Genomic DNA, 20,439 nt, shown 5'->3' with positions numbered 1-20,439 from the left:
CAACTACGGTCTATATGCGACGCTCACCACCGTTCTGGAAGCTAAAAGCGTGACGCAGATGGTACATGGCGGTCGGCGCGAAACGCCCGCCACGACGCCGCTTTTGGCAATTACATCGCGATGTTGTCTGGCTATTTTCCTTTCTTGCGAAACGCGTTCACATTCCCTTCTTGTTGGCGGGCTATTTTCACCTCTGGTGAAGCTTTTTTAACCAAAACGTGGAGAGCAGCATGAGAGAATTAACGAAGATATTCTTTGCCACTGCCTTTATGGTTTGCACTTTTTCCGTTAATGCGGCAACGGAGGGTGATATAAAACCGCCTCCTTTACAAAGGGATAGCCCGCCCATACAGGGCCCAGCACCACTCGTGTATGGTGTCGTCCAGCAAACCACCACCCCGGTCGATGCGTTAAACAATGTGGTTAAAAATCTTCCGGCGCTGGAAAATGGGAAGCGTTATGAAGTCCGGCTGGAAGTGAGGGAACTGCCGCCCGTGCCCACGCCGCCAGTTCCCCCGGCACCATAGTTAACGTTTGTTCAGCCCCTTTCCGGGGCTTTTAAACAAACACTTACCAGATTGGGTTGGGGTTATACGTTACTCTTTTTGTCCCTTTAACAACCTTAAACGCCTGGCAAAAAAAGTTGTTACTACGATAAAAAATACAGGAACAAAGAAAACTGCGAATAACGTGCTGTGATTAACGCCCCCAAGTGCAGGTAACATCCGCTGCTGGTACGAAGGTGTCTGCAAGGAGAGTGGTCATGGCTGTCAAAGCTCTAAATAATTACTTTGATTTTTGCCCTGTAAATTATTTGCACCCAACCTAAAATTTAATTATTCATAACTTTTCTGTTCGCCGCTTAAAGCTATTCTACCAATATCGCTCAGAGTTCGATCAACCTGGTTATTTTTGCAGTAGCTCAGCGAGGAAATTCAATACTACACGGGTCTTCAATGGCATTTTTGTCCCTACAGGGATCAGCGCGTAAACTGGCGGGCCGGGAATATTCTGATCTGGAAATATACGAACCAACTCACTATTTTCCGTGTATACATCGCCGACCAAAGTAAATATCTGCGCAATCCCCATGCCAGCTCTGACTGCATCTACAATACTTCGGCCATCGCGTATAACTGTTTTTCTCGAAGGGATAATCTCTTTTAGTACTCCACCGTCAGTAATAATCCATGGACGCAGTACTCCAGATGCAGCACGAAAGACAATAGCGTGCTGATCCAGCATATCACTGATATTAAGTATTGGAGGTAAACTCTTTAACCATATTGGCGATGCAAAAAAACCTAATGATAGATCGCACATTTTACGAACAATCATCTCACCATCAGCAGGTAATTCACCCACACGCAAAACTATATCCCAACCTTCACCAACCGCATCAGAAGCCTTGTCTGAAAGCGATAATTCCAATAATACCTCAGGGAACTGTTTCTGAAACCGGGGGAGCTCAGGAATAATAAAACACCCAAATCCTACCGGAATATCGAGACGCACCCTGCCATTAGGTTTGTCTTTTCTGGCAGCCAGAATACTCTCTGCATTATTGAGTTGCTCCATAGCAGCCCGGGCGGCCTCAAGATATGTTTCACCATCTTCGGTCAGAGTAACTGCACGGGTTGTTCGCTGAAAGAGACGTGTTCCAAGATGTTCCTCCAGTCTCTGAACCGCTTTACCCATACCCGCTTTTCCTGTTCCAAAAAATTCCGCAGCGCGAGTAAAGCTGGCGTACTGGGCAACGGCAATAAATGCCAGGATATCCTGTATTGACGGTGCATTTTTCTTCAATTCTGTCTCCTGCCATTTCGTTAATTAATTTACTAAAAGGCTACAGTGTGTCGCCATTTGGGCTATTTATAAACATTTTACGACCTAATAGGCTAAAACACACGGAGGTGACCAAAGGTTACCCGATAAACAGGAGTAAAATAATGTCTGCCCCTCAAAATCCCATTAGCGATGCGATCATTCCTTTTCGCGTGCAGGTTCCCCAACATATTCTTGATAACCTTCACCGGCGTCTGGTTGATGTGCAATTACCAGGAAAAGAGATCGTTGATAACGCTTCACAAGGGCCACGTCTGGACACCATCAGAAGACTTGTCGATTACTGGAGGGACTATTATGACTGGCGGCATCTGGAGGATCGCCTCAATAGTTATCCGCAATTTGTTACGACCATCGATGATGTTGAAATACACTTCATGCACATCAGATCCAAACATGAAAATGCTTTACCGCTTATAATGACGCATGGCTGGCCTGGGTCAATCATCGAGTTTCTCGACGTCATTGAACCACTGACCAACCCCACAGCCCATGGGGGGCATGCAGAAGATGCCTTTCATCTGATCATACCCTCTTTACCCGGATATGGTTTTTCTGGAAAACCTATAACCAGGGGGTGGAACCGGGAACGGATTGCGAGAGCCTGGCATACACTGATGATGCGGCTTGGATACAAGCAATATGTAGCTCAGGGAGGAGACTGGGGAAGCCATGTCACTCTTGCAATGGGGCAACAATGCCCTGTCGGGCTACTGGCGATTCATACTAATTTACCACTGGTAACGCCTGAGGTTAGACCAGAAAACCCCTCGCCAGAAGAACAGCTGGCGTTTGAGCAGTTGGAGCGGTTCGCCTCAGAAGGTTCATCCTATTACCAGCAAATGCTTACGCGTTCACAGACGATTGGCTATGCCTTATCAGATTCACCGACGGGGCTTTTAGCCTGGATTTTTGAAAAATTCGAATCATGGTCCGACAGCAATGGAGACCCGCTATCCACGCTTGGATATGACAAGATTCTGGATGATGTTACGCTCTACTGGGTGACTAATTCGGCTACGTCGTCGGCACGATTATATGCAGAGCATCCTGACCTCAATTTTTATGCGATGCCGGTTTCGATTCCTGTGGGGGTTTCAGTATTTCCGGGGGAGATATGGACCCCTCCACGAAAATGGGCAGAGCAAACCTATCCACGGTTGATGTACTGGAATAAAGCTGCACATGGCGGACATTTTGCCGCATTTGAACAGCCAGAGATTTTTGTCAGTGAAATACGAGCAGCTTTTAATAACATTCGCCACTAACATATTATTAATTCCTGATAACCGCCAAATGTGGCGGTTTTTTTTATTTTTATTGTATCCATTATCGACACAAACAGTCTCTGGTTCAGTTATTTATATTTTTTTTGTCAACGATATGATGAGTTCTGTTAATTCAAGACGCAAAGGTAATAATACGATGAAACTTTATATCGCTGATAAAACATGTTCTGAAGCCATCCAGATTGTTGCTCATCAACTGGCGTTAAAACTTGAACTTATTCATGTCGATTTTGCCAGTAATACAACATCGAATGGAGAGGATTTTCGCTCAGTTAATCCTTTGTTTTACGTTCCCGCGCTGGTAACAGACGAACGAGAAACACTAACAGAAGGACTGGTCATTCTGAACTGGCTTGCTGACCGGTACCCAGAGGCAGGACTGGCTCCTGTCCCCGGAACGATGGCTCGCGTCAATCACGATCAACTTATGACATTTATCGCGACAGAAATTCAGCAAAGGCATGTTCCGCTAATGCGTAAGCTTATGACCGAGGAAGGCAAAGCCTGGATGAGTGGGAAAATAATTGCCGCCTATCAGTTACTGGACAGCCGTCTGGCTGATGGTCGCTCATATTTAACCGGTGAGCAATTGACGGTTGCAGATGCCTATTTATGGGCGACCTTCTGGAGCGAACGCTCAGGCGTAGACATTTACCACTTGCAACATATTCAATCGTGGAAAAAACGAATGGATATGCACCCGGCAGTACAGCAGGCATTGCAAGATGAAATGGATATTGTTACCCACCACCGCTCACTGTTGTCTGCCTGATTGTATATTGCGCTGCCTTCACCTGCAGCGCCCAACACCAGAGAAATTACCATGTTTCAGGATAACTCATCTTTCGCGCATGACGCACGCTGGGTGCTGCTTGCTGTTTGTCTGGCGGCACTGGCTTTACCGCTAAGCTTTACTGGCGGAGCGCTGGCGACTCACATCATTGGTCTGGAATTTAGCGCTTCTCCGGCACAATTAAACTGGATAACCAATAGTTTTATGCTGACATTTGGTAGTTTAATGCTGCCATGCGGTGTACTGGCTGATGTTTATGGGCGCAAACGTTTATTTATTAGCGGTGTCGTGCTTTTTGCCCTGGCATCACTGATGTTGAATTTTTCTCATGGGATTGGATTTTTTAATCTTATGCGTGCACTACAGGGCGTTGGTGCGGCTGCAGCACTTTCGGGGGGATCTGCCGCTTTGGCACAGGAATTCTCCGGGCATGCTCAAACATGGGCATTTGGTATGATAGGGACAACGTTTGGTATTGGCCTTGCTGCGGGGCCCGTCATTTCCGGGGTATTAATTGCCCATTTTGGCTGGCGTTCAATCTTCTTGCTGGGAGTGGTCATTGATTGCTTTGCATTGATACTGGCGTTAAAAAAAATGCGTGAAACGAGGATATTGGCTTTCATTCGTTTTGACTGGCCAGGTGCCCTGGCTTTTGTTATTGCTATTGCGTCTCTGACCCTGGCGCTCAATACCGGACCAGTGTACGGATGGCAATCTGTGGTCGTAATCAGCCTTTTTTTGCTTTCTCTTGGCGCTTTTATCTCTTTTGGCTGGCTGGAAAAACATACCAGTTATCCGCTTCTTGATTTGTCGCTATTTAAATATGGCCGTTTTTTGGGAGTACAAATTCTTCCATTGTCAACCTGTTACTGTTGGGTCGTCCTGCTAGTTTTGCTACCGTTGCGATTTGTAGGTATAGAAGGTTATAGCGAGGTACAGACAGGGATTATAATGTTGGCACTCTCAGGGCCTGTTCTGTTTATACCATCCCTCGCCGCTTTTCTTGCCAAATATATCCGGGCAAATATTCTGGCGGGCGGTGGATTGATATTAGCTGCGACTGGTATCTACTGGTTAATACATATTCCATCTGACAGCCCTGTAACATACTTGATTGCACCACTGGTGTTAATAGGTTTTGGCGCCGGCTTCCCATGGGGATTAATGGATGGATTATCAGTTACAGTGGTTCCAAGAGATAAAGCTGGAATGGCAAGTGGTATTTTTAATACCACCAAAGTCGCCTGTGAAGGCATCACATTAGCAATTGTTAATGCTCTATTGGCAACATTTATTTTGAATACACTACGGCAATCTGCACATTCTGAAAACCAGATTGCCGATGCGGCTCGCCTGCTGGCAACCGGGAATCTTAATAGTGCAGGACATGTTCTGAATATAGCAACATCAACCTCTCTTAGGCAGGTCTATAATGATGGTTTCGATACATTGCTGTACGTATTGACGATAATGACATTACTTGCAGCAGCCTGCGTTTTTGTCTTGCTCTCACAAAAACAAAAACCGCTGGATTAGATACCCCCTCCGGCCTCACGTGTAGAGAATCACCAATACGGTAGACATTACTACTGACACGATGAGGCCTTCTTAGGCTTACGCAACGTCGCGAAAAACGATCATTTCTGCTTGTGGAGTGATCGCGCATACGTCGAGTCTGTGTCCTCACAGTTTGACTAGCGTCTTCGAAATCAACGGCTTTACTGCCATGACATGGCGGGAGCGCATATCGTTACCCTTGCGTAGCGATGATAAACGGAGCGTATCTGTGTCAAACTCAAGTTCTAACCCCTCTTTAGCCGTCAGTTCACTTCCAGGTTTTTCTCATCCTTTGCGCCCCGGCGACAGTAACAAGATGAAGGCAATTCGTTATCACGCTTTCGGCGGGCCTGATGCGTTGAAAGTCGAGGACATAACGGATCCACATCCCGGACCCGGAGAGATCCGTATTACGGTGCATTGCGCGGGTGTGAACCCCTCAGACTGGAAACGAAGAGAAGGCCAGTATCAAGCATTCGAAGATATTTCGTTTCCGCTCACGGTCGGTGTGGAAGCCAGCGGCATTCGCGCTCACTATTTGCAATAGCGCTTGACAGGGTTTGAGTAATCAGTAATCTCTCTTTTATGGGAATTATATCTCAAATAAGAGAAAGGACATGAACAACCAGGATTACAGAGCAAGATTAGCCGCACGTCTGGCTGCGCTGCGCTTACAACACAATTGGTCGCTTGACGAGCTTTCCACTGCGTCAGGCATCAGCCGGGCATCCTTATCACGCATTGAACGGGGTGAAGTCAGCCCGACTGCGGAGGTTCTCAACCAGCTCTGTATTGTCTACGGAATGACGATGTCCCGGCTGATAAGCGAGATTGAACAGGCAGCAGATAATCTGTTCAGGGCAGAGCAACAACCCCTGTGGCAGGATGAGCTTAATGGATTTGAGCGACGCATGTTATTACCGCCTTCTAATCAGTTCAGATGCGAGATGATCGAGGGAAAATTGCGCCCTGGCGCTTTCATTGAATATTCAAGCCCTCCCGTTCAGGGGCTTGAACAATATTTATGGTTATATGCAGGTGAATTAACTATTACGATGAACACTGAAAAATGGAGTTTAAAAGAAGGCGACAGTTTGCGTTTTCATTTATCAGGTTCTTCATCATTCCGCGCTCATCAGAGCCTCGGCGCACGTTATATTTTGGTGATATGTAAATCATGATTGAATATGAACTTCTCAGTGCTATACAGGCGCATCAATGCTTACCAGAATTAGGTGACGTGTTGCAGTCTTGTGTAAAAGATGGGGCCAGCGTCGGTTTTACCGATCCCGATGATCGCCAGGCTATTGACCGTTTCTGGAAAGATAAGATTTACAGTCTTGCCAGCCACGATTGCGAGTTATTAGTAGCCCGCGATAATGGCTTTTTAGCCGCAACCGTTATCATTAACTATTGTGGTATTCCTAATGGCCGTCATCGCGCTGAAATATCCAAACTCCTCGTTCATCCACAGGCTCGTCGTCAGGGGATTGCCAGAGAATTAATGAATCGTGCGGAAGATATGGCCTGGAAAAAAGGCCTCTCTTTACTCGTACTGGATACACGCACTGGAGATGTGGCCAGCGACTTATATCTTTCCCTGGGGTGGCAGATAGCCGGGGGAATACCTTGCTATGCGAAGTCGATCGAAAATACCTTACACGGCACAACGTTTATGTACAAAATTAATGAGTCCACTTGCTGATTATATTCACTGGCACTTTTCGCGGTAATACTGAACGTCATGCGAAAAAATTTACGTTTGGGTTTTGTAAAAGAGGGATATGCTGAATCCTATTTGAAAATAAACGGTGTCTGGCAGGATCACGTCCTCAATTCATTTGTATTTCCCGAGTGATGAACCAGGCTCGTGCGGCAGCGCTACTTTATTTTTATCGCTAGCCTGCCAGTTAATCCTGAAATGGCGCAAGATGCTGCGTGGCGATGCTTAAGGCTCTATCGCTGAAAGGAGAGGGCGACATTACCGGCCATGTTTATAAGGGTAACCCGATGACCGATATCACTATCAAACCGGCACAGAGCGAGCATCTGGCGGCATTAAGGGCAATTGAACTCGCCTCGTTTGAAACATTGCGTGGCACCGGCGCGGTAACAGGTGCGCCGGTTGCGACCAGTCTGGACGATTTCAGCAGGCTGAGCGAGGAAGGCATTCTCTTCGCGGCATTCGCAGCAGAGGATATCCCTGTTGGTTTCGCCGGGGCTTATATTGCGGAGAACTGGCTGCATATAGTGGAAGCAGATGTGCATCCGAACTGGCAGCGGCAGGGAATTGGTCGGCGGCTGATAAATGCGCTTCTGGCTGAGGGTAAGGCTCGCGGTTTAACCGGCGCCTCGTTGACGACCGATCGTTATGCTCCCTTTAACGCGCCTTTTTATGCCTCTTTGGGGTTCGACATTCTGCAAGAAGAGGCTCTCCCGCCACGGCTAAAAGCGTTACTGGCAGCAGAGACGAACTCCGGGCTGGCACCGCAGCGCCGGGTTGCTATGCAACGGGTATATTGAGCCATCTTTTCTATACCCGAGCGCGCGTCCTTCCTGCTATGAGTCCCGGCTTTCATTAGCGCGGCAGATGTCCGGCATTTTTTGTCGCGCTTCGGATGGGAATGAGCAACGGCAAGATGCAAAGTACCAGCAGCGCGACAACGATCAATGTCTGTTTCACCCCAATCGCATCGCCCGCCAGGCCATAGATAAGCGGCATAAGCGCGCCACATCCCAGCGATGCGGTATAGAAAATAGCAAATGCGCGGGTTTGCTGATGCGCTCTGGCAAGTTCGGCTACGCTGCCATACAGAATGGACGACGTTCCGTTCAGCGCGATACCCAGCGGAACCAACAGCAGCCAGCTTAGCTGTAAAGGGGCAACTGTCATTCCCAGTACAATGGCTGACGTAATGATCTCACTGGCCGCGACGGTTTTGATAACGCCGAGTTTTGTCGCCAGCACCCCGCAAACCAGTTTGCCAAATGCTCCGCCAATAAAAATTAAGGTCAGCGCAAAGCCAATTTGCGTTGCGGAAGCGCCCCTTGCGGCCATTAAAAAGGGAAGGAAGGTCAGCGTGCCGGTACGCGTGGCGTTATCGATACTGCCAATCACGCACAGCGCAGTGAAAGCACGTTTGCGAAGCGGTTCGGGGAGTTTTGCGCTGGAGGCAGGCTGCTTTTGCTGTGTCGCCTCTTTGCCCGCCAGCGTAGCCACCTGAGGCGGTTTTTTGCCATCCGCGGGCAGTAACACATAGAGACCGAGAGTAACGAGGAAACCCAAAAGCGCAATCAACTGTAGTGCCGTTCCCCACGTGATAACCAACAGGCAGGCAGAAAGCGTGCTGGGGATGATCCCTTTACCCACATCGCCGAAAAAGTTGTAGGTGCTGAGCGCAATACGGGCGCGCGGAGCGGGATAAAACCGCGTAATAAAGCTGGAGGAGAGCGGATGCTGAACGCTGGCACCAAGGCCGCCGATCACAATCAATATCATGAGCTGTATTAGCGTTTCTGAGGTTCCATACAGCAGCAGCGCGACGGTTAAAAGCAGCGTGCCGCCGATTAACACTTTCCGCTCGCCGTATTTTCTGCCCAGTTCTCCTGATGGGATCTGAAACGCCGACATCGCCCCAGAAAATAACATCTTCAGTAACCCGATCTGCGCCATTGAAAGCCCAAATTGCTGCTGCCAGAGGGCAAAAAGCACATAGTGCATATCCGTCGCGCCGTCATGAAAAAGGTGAGCAAGGCCGGTTGCACCCAGCACTTTACGGCTCTGCGGTTTCTCGACGGTCGGCGAATTTTCTTTCTCAATGGAACCTGAATCCACGCTCATTTTTCCTCCTGCGCTATTAATGGATATATTCACACTAAACCGCGCAGGGAAAACAGCGTGTTGTTATGTTTGTTTTGCATAAGCAATGCAAATTTTTTAATGGGCGATTTTATTTGCTGATATTCAGCCGCTAATTTCATTCTATTTATTGTGGAATCACCGCAGAGGTAAACTGGCGGAGTCAGAGTGCGTTTTAATTCTACCTTATAACGTTTTAAGCTGGCGCAGCGCGTTAAATCCTCAATAATGGATCCTCGCTCAGGAGGAATAATGGAATTAACGCGTAAAGCACAACGCTTTGCTACCCAGGCGCATGAACGCGCGGGACAGACACGGAAATTCACCGGTGAACCTTATATTGTGCATCCGGCGTCCGTCGTACAGATATTAATGTCCATTGCCCCTTCCGCAGAGATGATTGCCGCCGCCTGGCTGCATGATGTGGTGGAAGATACGGATATTTCGCCGCAGGTTATCGAGTCTGAGTTTGGTCCGCTCGTCGCACAGTATGTCGAAATGCTGACGGATGTGCGTACGCGCCGGACGGGCGGGGTGCGCATCGCGCGCAAGAACGCCAATTTGCTTCACAGCGCCAGAGCGTGCCCGGAGGCGCAGACGATTAAACTCTGCGATTTGTTGTGACCGGCGGTGATTCATTCAGCATGCGAGCTGCTTTCACTGAATTGCGCATGGATTAATTTCCGCAGCCATTGGTGCGCGTTACCGCCATCCGAACGGCGGTGCCACAGCAGGTGAAACGCAATCTCCGGCAGCGCCAGCGGCGGCTTGAGCAGCACAATATCGTCATGGGCTTCATCCACCAGCACGCTACGGCGAAGTACCGTCGCGACATAGCTGGTCCGCGCAATAATCCGCGAGACAGCCGACATCGTGGGCAGCGTCAGGCGTACCATTCTGCTGAGCCCCTGCTTGCGGAGCTGCTCATCCACCAGACCGTAGTGATTGCCTTCGGGCGAGACCAGAATGTGCTTCATGGCGAGATAGCGTTCCAGCGTCATGCCGTCACGGGCGGCGTCACTGTCGCGACGTACGAGAGTGACAAACTCATCGCTGATCAATGGCTGCGACAGAATGCGTTTTTCCGCCTGGGTTGGCACGATACCGATGACCAGATCGACCTCGCCGCTATCCAGCATTGCCACGGACCGATCGCGATCGACAAACGTGCGCACATGGATCGTTACGTCCGGCGCCTGCTGGCTGACCGTGCGCATAATCGTCGGCATTAACACCATCAGCGGGTATTCCGACATGCCAAGCGTGAAGGCCATGCTTCGATTATGCGGGCTGAACGCCTCTTCCGGCGCCAGCAGATGGGTAATTTCGTCCAGCGCGCGGCCGACATGCAGATGGATCTCTTTCGCTCTCGCCGTGGGCAGTAATCCGCTGGCGCTGCGAATAAACAGCGGATCGGCAAAATGGGTGCGCAGACGCGCAAGCGCGGCGCTCATTGCCGGCTGGCTGACCGAGGCTTTACCGGCGGCGCGGGTGACATTCTGCTCCTCCATCAGCGCGTTAAAGGCGACGAGAAGATTCAGATCAAGCCCTCTAAAATCCATAAAACGAATACTCCTCTATATCTTATATTTGTTTTATTTATTGATATCGCGAATGTGATACTAGCGGCGTAGGGCAAATAAGCCAATGCAAAACCGTCAGCCTGCGAGGTAGGTAGTGATGTCAGACCATAATGAAACGGCGAATCGTCTTGCGCGTGAACGCGAGGCTGTCGAAAAAATTTATCAGGCGTTTAGCCTGCAAAACCCCGATCTGCTCGATGAAGCGGTGACGCCAGACTGGCAGGATATTCCGCTGGCTCCCGGCCAGGCTGCCGGGCCGCAAGGGCTAAAGCCCATCATCAGAAGCTTTATCGCGGCTTTTCCTGATGTGCAGATTGTCGTTCAGGATCTGATGCAGCTTCCCGGTAAGATTGCCGTTCGCGCGGAGATTACCGGAACGCATCAGGGGACGTTTATGGGGATGGAAGCGACGGGGAAATTTGTGCGCATCCGTTTGCATGAGATGCACGAACTTAACGGTGAGCGCGTGACAAAAACCTGGCATATGGAAGACTGGTTCGGGCTGTTTATGCAGTTGGGCCAGTCGCCTTCTCTGTCTTAAGCGCAAAAAAATCCACGCCGTAGCGTGGATTTTGCTTTAGGGGGATCAGAAGTTAATGTTCGCTGTCACGCCGCCAACAAAGGCGTCATCAACCTGGCTGACAGCGCCCGGTGCGGAAATGTATTGCAGGTTCGGGCGAATTTGCAGCCATTTCGTCGCCTGAATGTTGTAATAGATTTCGTAGTTGTACTCGGAACCGTCCTGAATCGGCAGATAAGCCAGACTGTTGTAGTCCGTCTCGCCGTTGAAGCGGTTCTCGTCGCCCAGCAGGCGGGTGTAGGAGGAGTTGATATGGATACGGCCTGCGCCGATACCAATTTCATCCTGCGGACGCGCGTCAAACGGCCCTTTCCACGTCAGCGCAATCGACTGATAATTGTCGGTTTTTGACGTTTTGTGGTCGTTCATCACCGCCTGAACGGTCAGCGTAATACCGCGATCGCTGGAGCCGCCCTGCGCGGTCAGTTGTTGCTGGGCGAGGATATAGCCGCCGTAAGAGTGGGCGGTATCCTGATAACTGCCATCGCGCCATGAGCCGTAAACATTGTCGTTGGTCGAGGAGTAGTAGTAACCAATGCGGTAATTCCCCGGCAATTTATCCGCGCCGAGTAGCGGTTTCCAGCCCAGTTCTACCGGAACCAGGTTACCTTCGGTCGGGTTGAATTCAAAACGGAAACCGTCGCCGCGATCGTAGTTATACGGGTTCTGGTTGTAGAAACCGACCTGCATAAAGACTTCCGGCGTGAAATTAATACGCACGCGACCGCCCCACTGGGAAACCGGCCAGTTGTACCAGTGATCGCCGCGCCAGTTACCCGCCTGGCCACTGCCGAACGCCAGGTTCTGGAACTTACTGTCGAAATTATCGAAATCTTCGCCAACGGTCACGCGCCCGGCTTTCACATCCAGCACATCGTCAAAGAAGCCTTTGCGTAGCCAGAACTGTGTCAGACGCCAGGTCTGCCCGCGCCCGTACACTTCCTGCGGGGAAGAGAGCATGCCGGTGCGCGGATCGGCCACCTGATCGGCGACATTCTGCCCGTCACGGTTGGTGATGGTTAACTGGAACTCGGCATCCTGCCAGTTGAGCAGTTTTTGCAGATCGAGATTAACGCCGAACACCTGCTGATCGCTGTAGCGCGCCGTCGTTGAGGTGTTATAGCCGCCAGCCAGGTTTGATGCGGCTTCCATGGTGTAATTCACCTGGAAATCGACACCCTCTTTCTGTAGCTCGGTACGGGTTCCGCCCCAGTCACCAAACATCCACGGGGAATCGGCGCTGAAGGCGTCCGCCGCATGGGCAAGGCTGGGTTGCATACAAAGGAATAAGACTCCGGATAATGCAGATATTACAGGTTGTTTCACCACTGTTTTTATATGTTTCATAATGTTTATTCTTAGGCAAGGGGGTTATTCGGAATTTTGAGTGTAATAACTGTGTATTTTTCGTTTTATAAATTTGTGCGAGAAAAATTATCTTGTTTAAAAAATATGATCATCAGCACAAAATTAGCTTTACATTATTTTCATTTGCGATTTTTAGTGAATGACTTTCCACAAGCCTTGCCGAAATAGCCTTGTCGAAATAACCCTCAGCCCGGAAACGAAAAAAGAGGAATAAAGCGCATTTCTGCCCGATATATCATTTAAAAAATAATATGAAAAGGTTGAAAAAACGTTAGCGGACCCGGGAAGGCGGCGTCGAAAAGCGTTTTTTAAACTGCTCCGCAAATCTTGCATAAGAGAGATAGCCGCACTGTTCTGCGACCCATTGCAGGGTGAAGGAGGTGGTTTGCAGCAGGAACATTGCATGCATCATTCGTGTTTCCAGCAGCAGTGTTTCGAAGCGGGAATGTTCACCCGACAGTCGGCGTCTTAATGTTGACTCACTCATTGCCAGCCGTTTTCCCGCCTCTTTCGCCGTCCAGTGTTGCTCCGGCGCTTTTTGCAATAATTCCCGCAGTCGCAGGGTGACAGATCGTTTTGTCAGCGGTAAAAAACAGTAGCCGTACTCCACCAGCACCAACAGCAGATCCAGTAGCCGTAACGCCAGGCGGTTATCATCAAGTTCCGACTGGTTAAGGCTCGTCTGTAAAGTAAAAAGCGAATCGATAAGCGCTTTCTTCAACGGAATAACGGCGATGTCAGTAACGGTACTGGCGCGGGAAATAACGTCGGTATAGCGTCTGGCAAACTCGCGAATAACGTTTTCCGAGATCGTCAGAAATAATGACTGGAAAGGCTGGCCGTCACTGTCAGGATATTTTTCAATATCGATACAGGTATCTTGTGCAATAAGACATGCGCTCGTTGACGGCGTCAGAATTTGCGTTGAATGACCGGTATGCAGAACCAGCGAACCCGACAAAATAATAATCAGGGTGGCCTGCGGAAAATAAAAATCCTTTGTGCTCTGGCTATTGCGCAGCAGCGGGCGGGAGAGTGAGCAGAGATTGTCCCGATTGATTAAACGTGGTGCAGAAAAGGAGCGGCCCCCGACGGGCTGGATATTCAGCAGCTCATGCGTTTCTTTTTCTACCATCGGGGGCTGAAGCATAGCGGAACCTTGATTAACGAACTGTCGGGTTAAGCGAGTAGAGTCCGGTCAATTCAGCTTGCGCCAGGACATTCACCGATTCTATGGCTTTACGGACATTTTGTCCTGTCAATGCGCCATCCACCGGCAGGCTGGCCACATCCAGCGCATACAGCGTAAACACGTAACGATGGACGATTTCATCATTCCACGGCGGGCACGGGCCGTCGTAGCCATGATAGTCGCCGCTCATCTGCGCATCGCTGGCAAACCACAGCGAATAGTCGTTTATGCCGTGGCGATAACCTGCTGGCAAGCTGGCGAGCGTTTTTCCTTTTGGCGTCACGCCGGAAGAGAAAGCGGATTCTGCCAGTTCCTGCTGCGTGACGGGAATATCCAGCAAAATCCAGTGATAAAAATCAATGCGTGGCAGCGTGCTGGAAACCACGCGCCCCTCCTGATTAACGTCATCGCCGCGGGAAGGAACATCCGGATCGTGGCATAGCAATGCCAGTGATTTCGTGCCAGGCGGGATCGGATCCCAGGCAAGATGCGGGCTGGCATTCTGCGACAGCGTAATATGCCCCTCACTGGCGGGCACGGCGAAGGCGTTTTTTCCGGGAATAACATCACCATTACTGAAGTTCTGGCTGAACAGTTTCATCTCTGCATCCTTATCTCACGTCGCGGGAAAGCAATAGGGTAACCCGCTGCAGATTTCAGACAGCAACACATCCAGTCAATTGGCGTTCATATCCGGTCAGAATGACAGCATCAGGCGCAAAAAAAGTGACGGGCAAACGCCATGTTGTCCGTCACCTGGGGGAGCGTTAACCGGTAGGGCGTTTTCCGCCCTTACCGGATGCGCTGCGGTTAGTTGAAGTGAATACCGTCATAAGTGATGCTGCAACAGGCAACATTGCTTACCCGGACGCTGAAGCCTGCTGTACCGGAAGGTACGGCGCTGGTCGCGCTGATGGTTGCCGTTCCGTTGGCATCCGTTACGGTATGTGTCGTTGACAGGATCATCGGATCCGTGGTGCTCAGGGTGAGCGTCTGACCGGCGACGGGTTGCCCGTTATCGGGGCGAACCAGCTTCACTGCGAAGACGTTTTGAGCCACGCCGTTAGCCGGAGAATAATCCGTTATCATACTGAAAATGCTTTGCAGCATGAGGAAATTCACCTGGCTTGTCGCTTCGTTGCCGTTATCCAGTGAAGCGATGACCGTATTTTTTATCGCCGAAAGCGAGACCACTTCCGTTCTGGCTGTGCCATTGGCATCGGTCGTCGCCTGGGAGGTCAACACCTGGCTGAGCGTGTCCTGGGTTTTAAAGTCGACGTTAACGCCAGCGATTGGATTTCCTCTGATATCCAGCACCGTGGCTTCCACTTCGTCCTTATCAACGCCGTCTCTCAACGCATTGTTTTTGGTGGTCATCAGGTTAACCTGCGCCCGCGTTATACGGGATTCGAACTCCACATCGACCTGGCGGCGGGTGCCGTTGTCCAGCGTTGCCGTTACCGTACTGGTGCCATCCTGCAGGCTGGTCAGATCGACAGTGACAACGCCATTGCTGTCGGTGGTCGCGGTTGATGCTGAAACCATTGCACCGTGATTCGCCGTTACGGTAACGGTCTGGCCAGCCTGCGGCTTACCGTTGTTGTCGGTAACCACTATCCGCACGCTGTTTTTGTCGCTGCCATCGGCCAGCGCATTATTGCGCGTTACGGTCATGTCGCTGACGATATAGCTGATCACTGGCCTAAAGTTGGTATCCACCGACGATGTGGTGCCGTTGCTTAACGCCGCCGTTACCGTCGTGGTGCCCGCAGTGGTATTGGTCAGCGTAGCCCAGGCCAGCCCGTCCGCCCCCGTTGTTCCATTCACCGTTGTGACCTGCGCACCATTGCTGGCGGTAAAGGTTACGTTTTCTCCGGCCAGGGTATTGCCGTTCCCGTCGGTCACTTCCACCTGCACAGCGTTGGCAGAGTTACCATCGGCCAGCGCATTATTGCGCGTGACCGTCATGTTGTTCAGCACCGCGCTGGTCGACGACGTGAAGGTGGTTTTGACTGACGTTGCCGCACCGCTTGCCAGGGAGGCCGTGACAATAGCGCTTCCCGGCTGGGTGCTGGTCAGCGTTGTCTCTACAACCCCGTCTGCGTTAGTTGTTCCGCTGAGCGTGACGATTTTCGCCCCATTACTGGCGCTAAACGTGACGGTCTGCCCGGCGAGCGGGTTACCGTTACCATCGGTCACTTTTGCCTTCACGGCGTTGGTGGCGGTGCCATCGGCCAGCGCATTATCACTGGTAACGATAAGATCGCTGCCCTGAATGGTGGCGACAGGCGGGTTCACCGTCACCTCTGTGCTGGCACGGTTTGATTTGTTGTCCTGGTTATCCCAGGCCACGGCGCGAATGGGCCAGGTGTTGTTGCCGCTCTGCCACGGTGGCAGAACAACGGTGGCCGTGGTGGTGCCCGTCACGTTAATTTTACCGCCAGCGGCCAGCAGATCCGGCGCATCCCACTCGACGCGTTTCACCCCGTGTTTTGCGGTGACGATGGCGTCCAGCGCGATCGTTTCACCGGCGTTGCCGCTTTGTCTGGCCGGTAACGCCAGCGTAATCATCTCCTGTTTACGGTAATCGAGCACAATCGCATTGTTACGCTCGACCAGATCGTGACGGCTTCCGGCCAGGCTACGCATGATACGAACTGCGTCCGGGTTAAGTTGTTCGCGCAGCGAAACGCCCGGCTGATAACGTAACATCAGCGAGAAGCGGGTATCGTTGATGCCGCTGCCTGTCTGATAATCCACTCCCGTCGTCAACAGTGGCACGGGCGTCCAGCTCAGCCCTGCCGTAATCGCGCGCGGGTTATTTTGCCGGTTGTTCTTATCAACCAGCGCCACGTGATTTCCCCGATACTGTTCATACACCAGACGGCCGCCCAGTTGCGGATAATCAGGCAGCCAGGCTTCGGCGCGAATGTCCCAGCCGTCCGCCGGGCGTTCATCGTAGTTGGCGAAATCCCGCGACTGATGCCAGCCCGTGAGGCCGAAATAGGTATTTGCGCTCAGTCGCAGATGGTCGGTCCAGGCTTCAGCTCCGAAACCTGCGCGGCGGTTGCTGCCGGTGAAGTCGTTATCGAGGAACAGGTTAGCGCCATACATCCAGTTGCCGTAGAGCGTTCGCCATCCGAGCCCCAGGTTGCCGGTCTGTCGCCCCTCCGGCGCACGATATCCGAGCTGCGCAAACAGGATATTCTTCGGGCCGTCATAGAGCGGCAGCAAAAAATCTAACGCGCTATCGCCCCAGTTCCCTTTGGTATCGACGTTCAGTTGCACGCGAGCGGTGCCGAACTGCGAGAGCCAGGCCTGCACTTCACTGTTGGCTGCGCCGGAAACATGGCCCAGCGCCAGGTTTTTCAAAGCCCCGGACTGGTCATCCGCTTGCAACGCTGCGCCGGTGGCCATCGTTGCAGCAGAAAAACGGTTTTCCGCATTGTTTTGGCTGTCAGTGGTGAAAGAGGGGGTGGGAAGAGCAGCGTTTGCCAGCGGATGCCAGACGGGTAATAGCTGCGTCAGGATCAGCAATCCCGAGGTTGTTTTTTTGATATCCATCAATAATGATTCCATTCCTTGCGGCAGGTATCCCTAAGAAATAATTATTCATCCCGGTAGTAACAGGTGCAGTAATCATCCAGTTTGCACACTATTTTCGGTTATTTTTCTAACGACTCTGGAATTTACACGATCTCTGGATTGAATTAAGAAGATAGAATCCTAAAAATGGTGAGGATCGGTGGAAAATAAGCTGGTGTTATCACGATAAATTATTATATGTGTTTCTTGTCTGATGTCAGAAATATGGGTGATGGCTTTTCTTGAAGAGGTTTTTTGTATTTTTGTGTGCGTGTTTTTTTAAAGATTAAGCGTGTTTTCTATTTTTAATGAAGATATTTCCCTCTCTGTTTCATTGGGCAGAGGCAGAAAGATAACCGCGGCGGCATCACGGTAGCGGAAGATTTTATGCTCTGCTGCTTATCTTCTGCGCAGATCCCGGTATGCTCTTGTGTCGGGTTGAGGTATCGCAACGGCTTCAGGAGAAAAGAAAATGGGCGTGCAGCAAAACATCCGCAGTATTTTAAATGAGCTGGCGCAAAACGCGCAGAGCATTGATAACGCGCAGGCCGGGCAGCTTATTGCGCATATCAGAAAAGCGGGCCATATCTTTTTGCAGGGCGCCGGGCGGAGCGGCATTGCTATCCGTGGTTTCGCCAACCGGCTTTTGCATCTTGGTTTTTCCGTCAGCGTGGTGGGGGAAATTTCTTCGCCGCACAGCAAACCGGGGGATTTATTGATTATCGGTTCCGGCAGCGGCGAAACTGGCAGCCTGAAAAGCCTGGCGCAAAAAGCGGTGGAAAGCGGGGTGGATGTGGCGCTGATCACCCTGAACGCCGACTCTTCCATTGGCCGCCTGGCAACCTGCGTACTGGTATTGCCAGGCACGGCAAAGACAGATAATGCGCGCGCTGAAGGCGCGTTTTCCCAGCCGATGGGTTCCGCTTTCGAGCAGCTCTGTTTCATTACCTGTGACGCGATGATTCTTGAACTGATGGCGCAGCTTGGCGAATCCAGCAACAGTATGTTTAAACGGCACGCTGATTTTGAATAATGATACGGAGCGCGTTGCGCTTCGTTAATTCATTTTCCCGCTTCCGATTATTTGCGTGATGGCGGTCGTAAATTCTTTATTCTGTTTTTGGCTGACTTGGCGCTATTAACATTTCATTATATGATGGTATTTATTTTCGGAGCCAGACAATGAATCGTCACGAACTTATACTCCGCGCCGCCAGAACCTGCATGATAGAAAAAGGCTTTCATAATGCCTCCATTAAAAATATCGCGGCCTGTGCTAATGTCAGTGCCGGGCTTATCTATCGCTATTTTGAAAATAAAGACAGCATCATTGAAGCGCTGGTGACCGATATTGTTAATAATATGCGAAGCCACATAAATGACAAACCCGGGCATGATGAGAATCAGCCGTTAGATATATTCCAGGAATCGGCTTTCTGGGCGGATTTGCAGGATAATATCTTTATGCTGATGGATATCGCCTCCGTTGCGACCCGCAGCGCACGCTACAAAAAGCTGGTGGCGGAGGCGCATAACGCGTTACAGGATGATATTGTCCAGCGCGAAAAACAGCAACATCCGACGGTGGATGAGTCGATTATTCGTACCCGCCATTATGTCACCAGCATGCTGCTGGATGGCGTCATTGTGCAGTGCGGCAGAAAAGGCTATGTCATCGATAACGAATTACGCCAGATGATTAATGCGATTTTGCATAAGCTGGTACATGCGAAATAATTCAGTTTCCTTCAGGCGTTCGGTGGGTTGCTAAAAATCAGCGTATTAAGACGCCGCAGCTCATTTTCATTGAGTTGCTGGTCATAAACGACCCGACAAATAAAGCCATCGATAATCGCCAGCAACAGACGAATTTGCGCCCGGCTAAACGGTTGCTGCGTTTCGCTATTCAGGATCCCGCTGTTTCCGGCCAGATAATTAATGGTCTGTTCTTCTTCGTCAGTTAATATTTTTCGCACCTGTTCATTTCTTGATGCTTCCGAATAACTTTCCAGCAATAACGCGTGTTCGCGCTGACTCCAGCCGGACCAGAAAGCGGATTCAATATTAAGAAGATCGCTCAGCGTCGTATCAGACCGTAGCTGGCGAAATAAAAACGCTCGCCATTGTGCCGCGACACTTTTCACCACCTCATTAATCAGTGCCTCTTTACTGTGAAAATCACGATAAAGCTGGCCAGCGCCATAACCTGACCGGTTGAACAACTCAGCCATACTGCACCCGTGAAAGCCGTGCTCGCTGAAACACGTCTTTGCCGCTTCAATGATGAGTTGTCGGCGTTCATTTACGCGTTGCTCTTGTTTGTTTGTCGCCAAAATAAGTTACCTGCGTACGGGTAAATATTGCTCCTGTGGCCGCTTTGCCTGTCCACAGGAGCATTAAGATTAAAGGCCGGCCGGCCGTGGCACTTCAATGTACTCATCATCGATATTGCGCTGGTAATAGTGACCATCTTTTACGTAATAGCGTTTGCCGTTGTAGTCCAGCACCGACATCGCGCCGCCAGAAGGTCGGTCGACCACCACATAACGGCCATCCTGTTTTTGATAATAGAGACCATTCAGCAGGTAGTAGGTTAATCCACCAATCACGATCAGTTCCGCCGTAGGCGGTAAGATGGTCAGAGGCGCATTATCGCGCGGCAACGCGGGGCCTGGGCGGTGCGGATCGCCAAAAGGTGCCGCTATTGTACTGAATGAAAGACTCAGTAAGACAAATAAGGTGCAGGTGTGTTTTTTCATGGTTGCCTTTCCCGGTGTGTTACAAGTAT

General features: G+C 50.7%; 19 protein-coding genes and 3 pseudogenes. 13 read left to right on the top strand and 9 right to left on the bottom strand.

The annotated features are described in order from the left end of the window. Positions 1-230: 230 nt before the first annotated feature. A complete protein-coding gene (locus C0557_RS20170) occupies positions 231-527 on the top strand; it encodes a hypothetical protein (protein WP_208660519.1) in 297 nt (98 codons plus the stop codon). 379 nt (positions 528-906) lie between these two features. On the opposite strand, the gene C0557_RS20165 is transcribed toward C0557_RS20170, so the two are convergent. Beyond that, complete coding sequence (locus tag C0557_RS20165) at positions 907-1,806, bottom strand: LysR family transcriptional regulator (protein WP_208660517.1); 900 nt, start codon at positions 1,804-1,806, stop codon at positions 907-909. A gap of 143 nt (positions 1,807-1,949) precedes the next feature. Here C0557_RS20165 and C0557_RS20160 point away from each other — a divergent pair, with 143 nt between their 5' ends. From C0557_RS20160 to C0557_RS20130, 8 genes and pseudogenes are all read left to right on the top strand, one after another. Then, complete coding sequence (locus C0557_RS20160; protein WP_208660515.1) at positions 1,950-3,113, top strand: epoxide hydrolase family protein; 1,164 nt, start codon at positions 1,950-1,952, stop codon at positions 3,111-3,113. Continuing rightward, positions 3,031-3,906, top strand: a complete 876-nt coding sequence (locus tag C0557_RS20155; RefSeq protein ID WP_217273271.1) for a glutathione S-transferase C-terminal domain-containing protein — start codon at positions 3,031-3,033, stop codon at positions 3,904-3,906. The genes C0557_RS20160 and C0557_RS20155 overlap by 83 nt, the downstream gene beginning before the upstream one ends. Before the next feature lie 51 nt (positions 3,907-3,957). Then, positions 3,958-5,463 (top strand): MFS transporter, encoded by a 1,506-nt coding sequence (locus C0557_RS20150; protein WP_208660513.1) that lies wholly within the window; start codon positions 3,958-3,960, stop codon positions 5,461-5,463. Positions 5,464-5,800: 337 nt separating this feature from the next. Further along, positions 5,801-6,010: pseudogene (locus C0557_RS20145) on the top strand (alcohol dehydrogenase catalytic domain-containing protein); the annotation flags it as partial. A 91-nt stretch (positions 6,011-6,101) separates the two neighbouring features. Beyond that, positions 6,102-6,665 (top strand): helix-turn-helix domain-containing protein, encoded by a 564-nt coding sequence (locus C0557_RS20140; RefSeq protein WP_208660511.1) that lies wholly within the window; start codon positions 6,102-6,104, stop codon positions 6,663-6,665. Next, entirely contained in the window at positions 6,662-7,189 is a 528-nt protein-coding gene (locus tag C0557_RS20135; RefSeq protein ID WP_208660509.1) for a GNAT family N-acetyltransferase, read from the top strand. The genes C0557_RS20140 and C0557_RS20135 overlap by 4 nt, the downstream gene beginning before the upstream one ends. Positions 7,190-7,243: 54 nt before the next feature. Further along, a pseudogene (locus C0557_RS27505) lies at positions 7,244-7,342 on the top strand (GNAT family N-acetyltransferase); the annotation flags it as partial. A gap of 86 nt (positions 7,343-7,428) precedes the next feature. Beyond that, entirely contained in the window at positions 7,429-8,007 is a 579-nt protein-coding gene (locus C0557_RS20130; protein ID WP_253073750.1) for a GNAT family N-acetyltransferase, read from the top strand. Between the two features lie 55 nt (positions 8,008-8,062). On the opposite strand, the gene C0557_RS20125 is transcribed toward C0557_RS20130, so the two are convergent. Next, complete coding sequence (locus tag C0557_RS20125) at positions 8,063-9,325, bottom strand: MFS transporter (protein WP_208660507.1); 1,263 nt, start codon at positions 9,323-9,325, stop codon at positions 8,063-8,065. A gap of 270 nt (positions 9,326-9,595) precedes the next feature. Between C0557_RS20125 and C0557_RS20120 the strand changes: the two are divergent. After that, positions 9,596-9,964, top strand: a pseudogene (locus C0557_RS20120) (HD domain-containing protein); the annotation flags it as partial. Positions 9,965-9,978: 14 nt separating this feature from the next. Here C0557_RS20120 and C0557_RS20115 read toward each other — a convergent pair. Next, positions 9,979-10,905, bottom strand: coding sequence for a LysR family transcriptional regulator (locus C0557_RS20115; protein ID WP_208660503.1), 927 nt, complete (start codon positions 10,903-10,905; stop codon positions 9,979-9,981). 118 nt (positions 10,906-11,023) lie between these two features. On the opposite strand from C0557_RS20115, the gene C0557_RS20110 reads away from it, so the two are divergent. Further along, positions 11,024-11,467: an ester cyclase gene (locus C0557_RS20110; protein ID WP_208660501.1), complete on the top strand. Its 444-nt coding sequence runs from the start codon at positions 11,024-11,026 to the stop codon at positions 11,465-11,467. Positions 11,468-11,512: 45 nt separating this feature from the next. Here C0557_RS20110 and C0557_RS20105 read toward each other — a convergent pair whose 3' ends face one another. The 4 genes from C0557_RS20105 to C0557_RS20090 form a co-directional block, all read right to left on the bottom strand. After that, the gene (locus C0557_RS20105) at positions 11,513-12,784 is read right to left on the bottom strand and encodes a carbohydrate porin (protein WP_253073749.1); all 1,272 of its coding nucleotides are present in this window, start codon (positions 12,782-12,784) and stop codon (positions 11,513-11,515) included. Between the two features lie 361 nt (positions 12,785-13,145). Then, positions 13,146-14,024, bottom strand: a complete 879-nt coding sequence (locus C0557_RS20100; RefSeq protein ID WP_208660497.1) for a helix-turn-helix domain-containing protein — start codon at positions 14,022-14,024, stop codon at positions 13,146-13,148. A gap of 13 nt (positions 14,025-14,037) precedes the next feature. Next, positions 14,038-14,667 carry a YbhB/YbcL family Raf kinase inhibitor-like protein gene (locus tag C0557_RS20095; protein ID WP_208660495.1) on the bottom strand — a complete coding sequence of 210 codons (630 nt, stop codon included), beginning with the start codon at positions 14,665-14,667 and terminating at the stop codon, positions 14,038-14,040. A gap of 209 nt (positions 14,668-14,876) precedes the next feature. After that, positions 14,877-17,630, bottom strand: a complete 2,754-nt coding sequence (locus tag C0557_RS20090; RefSeq protein WP_208660493.1) for an inverse autotransporter beta domain-containing protein — start codon at positions 17,628-17,630, stop codon at positions 14,877-14,879. A gap of 493 nt (positions 17,631-18,123) precedes the next feature. Between C0557_RS20090 and hxlB the strand changes: the two genes are divergently transcribed. Both hxlB and C0557_RS20080 read left to right on the top strand, forming a co-directional pair. Continuing rightward, positions 18,124-18,684, top strand: coding sequence for a 6-phospho-3-hexuloisomerase (hxlB, locus tag C0557_RS20085; RefSeq protein ID WP_208660491.1), 561 nt, complete (start codon positions 18,124-18,126; stop codon positions 18,682-18,684). A 149-nt stretch (positions 18,685-18,833) separates the two neighbouring features. Continuing rightward, positions 18,834-19,388, top strand: a complete 555-nt coding sequence (locus C0557_RS20080; RefSeq protein WP_208660489.1) for a TetR/AcrR family transcriptional regulator — start codon at positions 18,834-18,836, stop codon at positions 19,386-19,388. Positions 19,389-19,399: 11 nt separating this feature from the next. On the opposite strand, the gene C0557_RS20075 is transcribed toward C0557_RS20080, so the two are convergent. Both C0557_RS20075 and C0557_RS20070 read right to left on the bottom strand, forming a co-directional pair. Next, positions 19,400-19,984 carry a TetR/AcrR family transcriptional regulator gene (locus C0557_RS20075; protein WP_208660487.1) on the bottom strand — a complete coding sequence of 195 codons (585 nt, stop codon included), beginning with the start codon at positions 19,982-19,984 and terminating at the stop codon, positions 19,400-19,402. Positions 19,985-20,053: 69 nt separating this feature from the next. Then, complete coding sequence (locus tag C0557_RS20070; RefSeq protein ID WP_208660485.1) at positions 20,054-20,410, bottom strand: DUF6515 family protein; 357 nt, start codon at positions 20,408-20,410, stop codon at positions 20,054-20,056. Positions 20,411-20,439: the final 29 nt, after the last annotated feature.

This window comes from Kosakonia sp. MUSA4 (assembly GCF_013085925.1).
GTDB lineage: Bacteria > Pseudomonadota > Gammaproteobacteria > Enterobacterales > Enterobacteriaceae > Kosakonia > Kosakonia sacchari_B.
The sequence above is the reverse complement of the archived record's forward strand: the minus strand, read 5'-3'. Positions and strand labels throughout refer to the sequence as shown.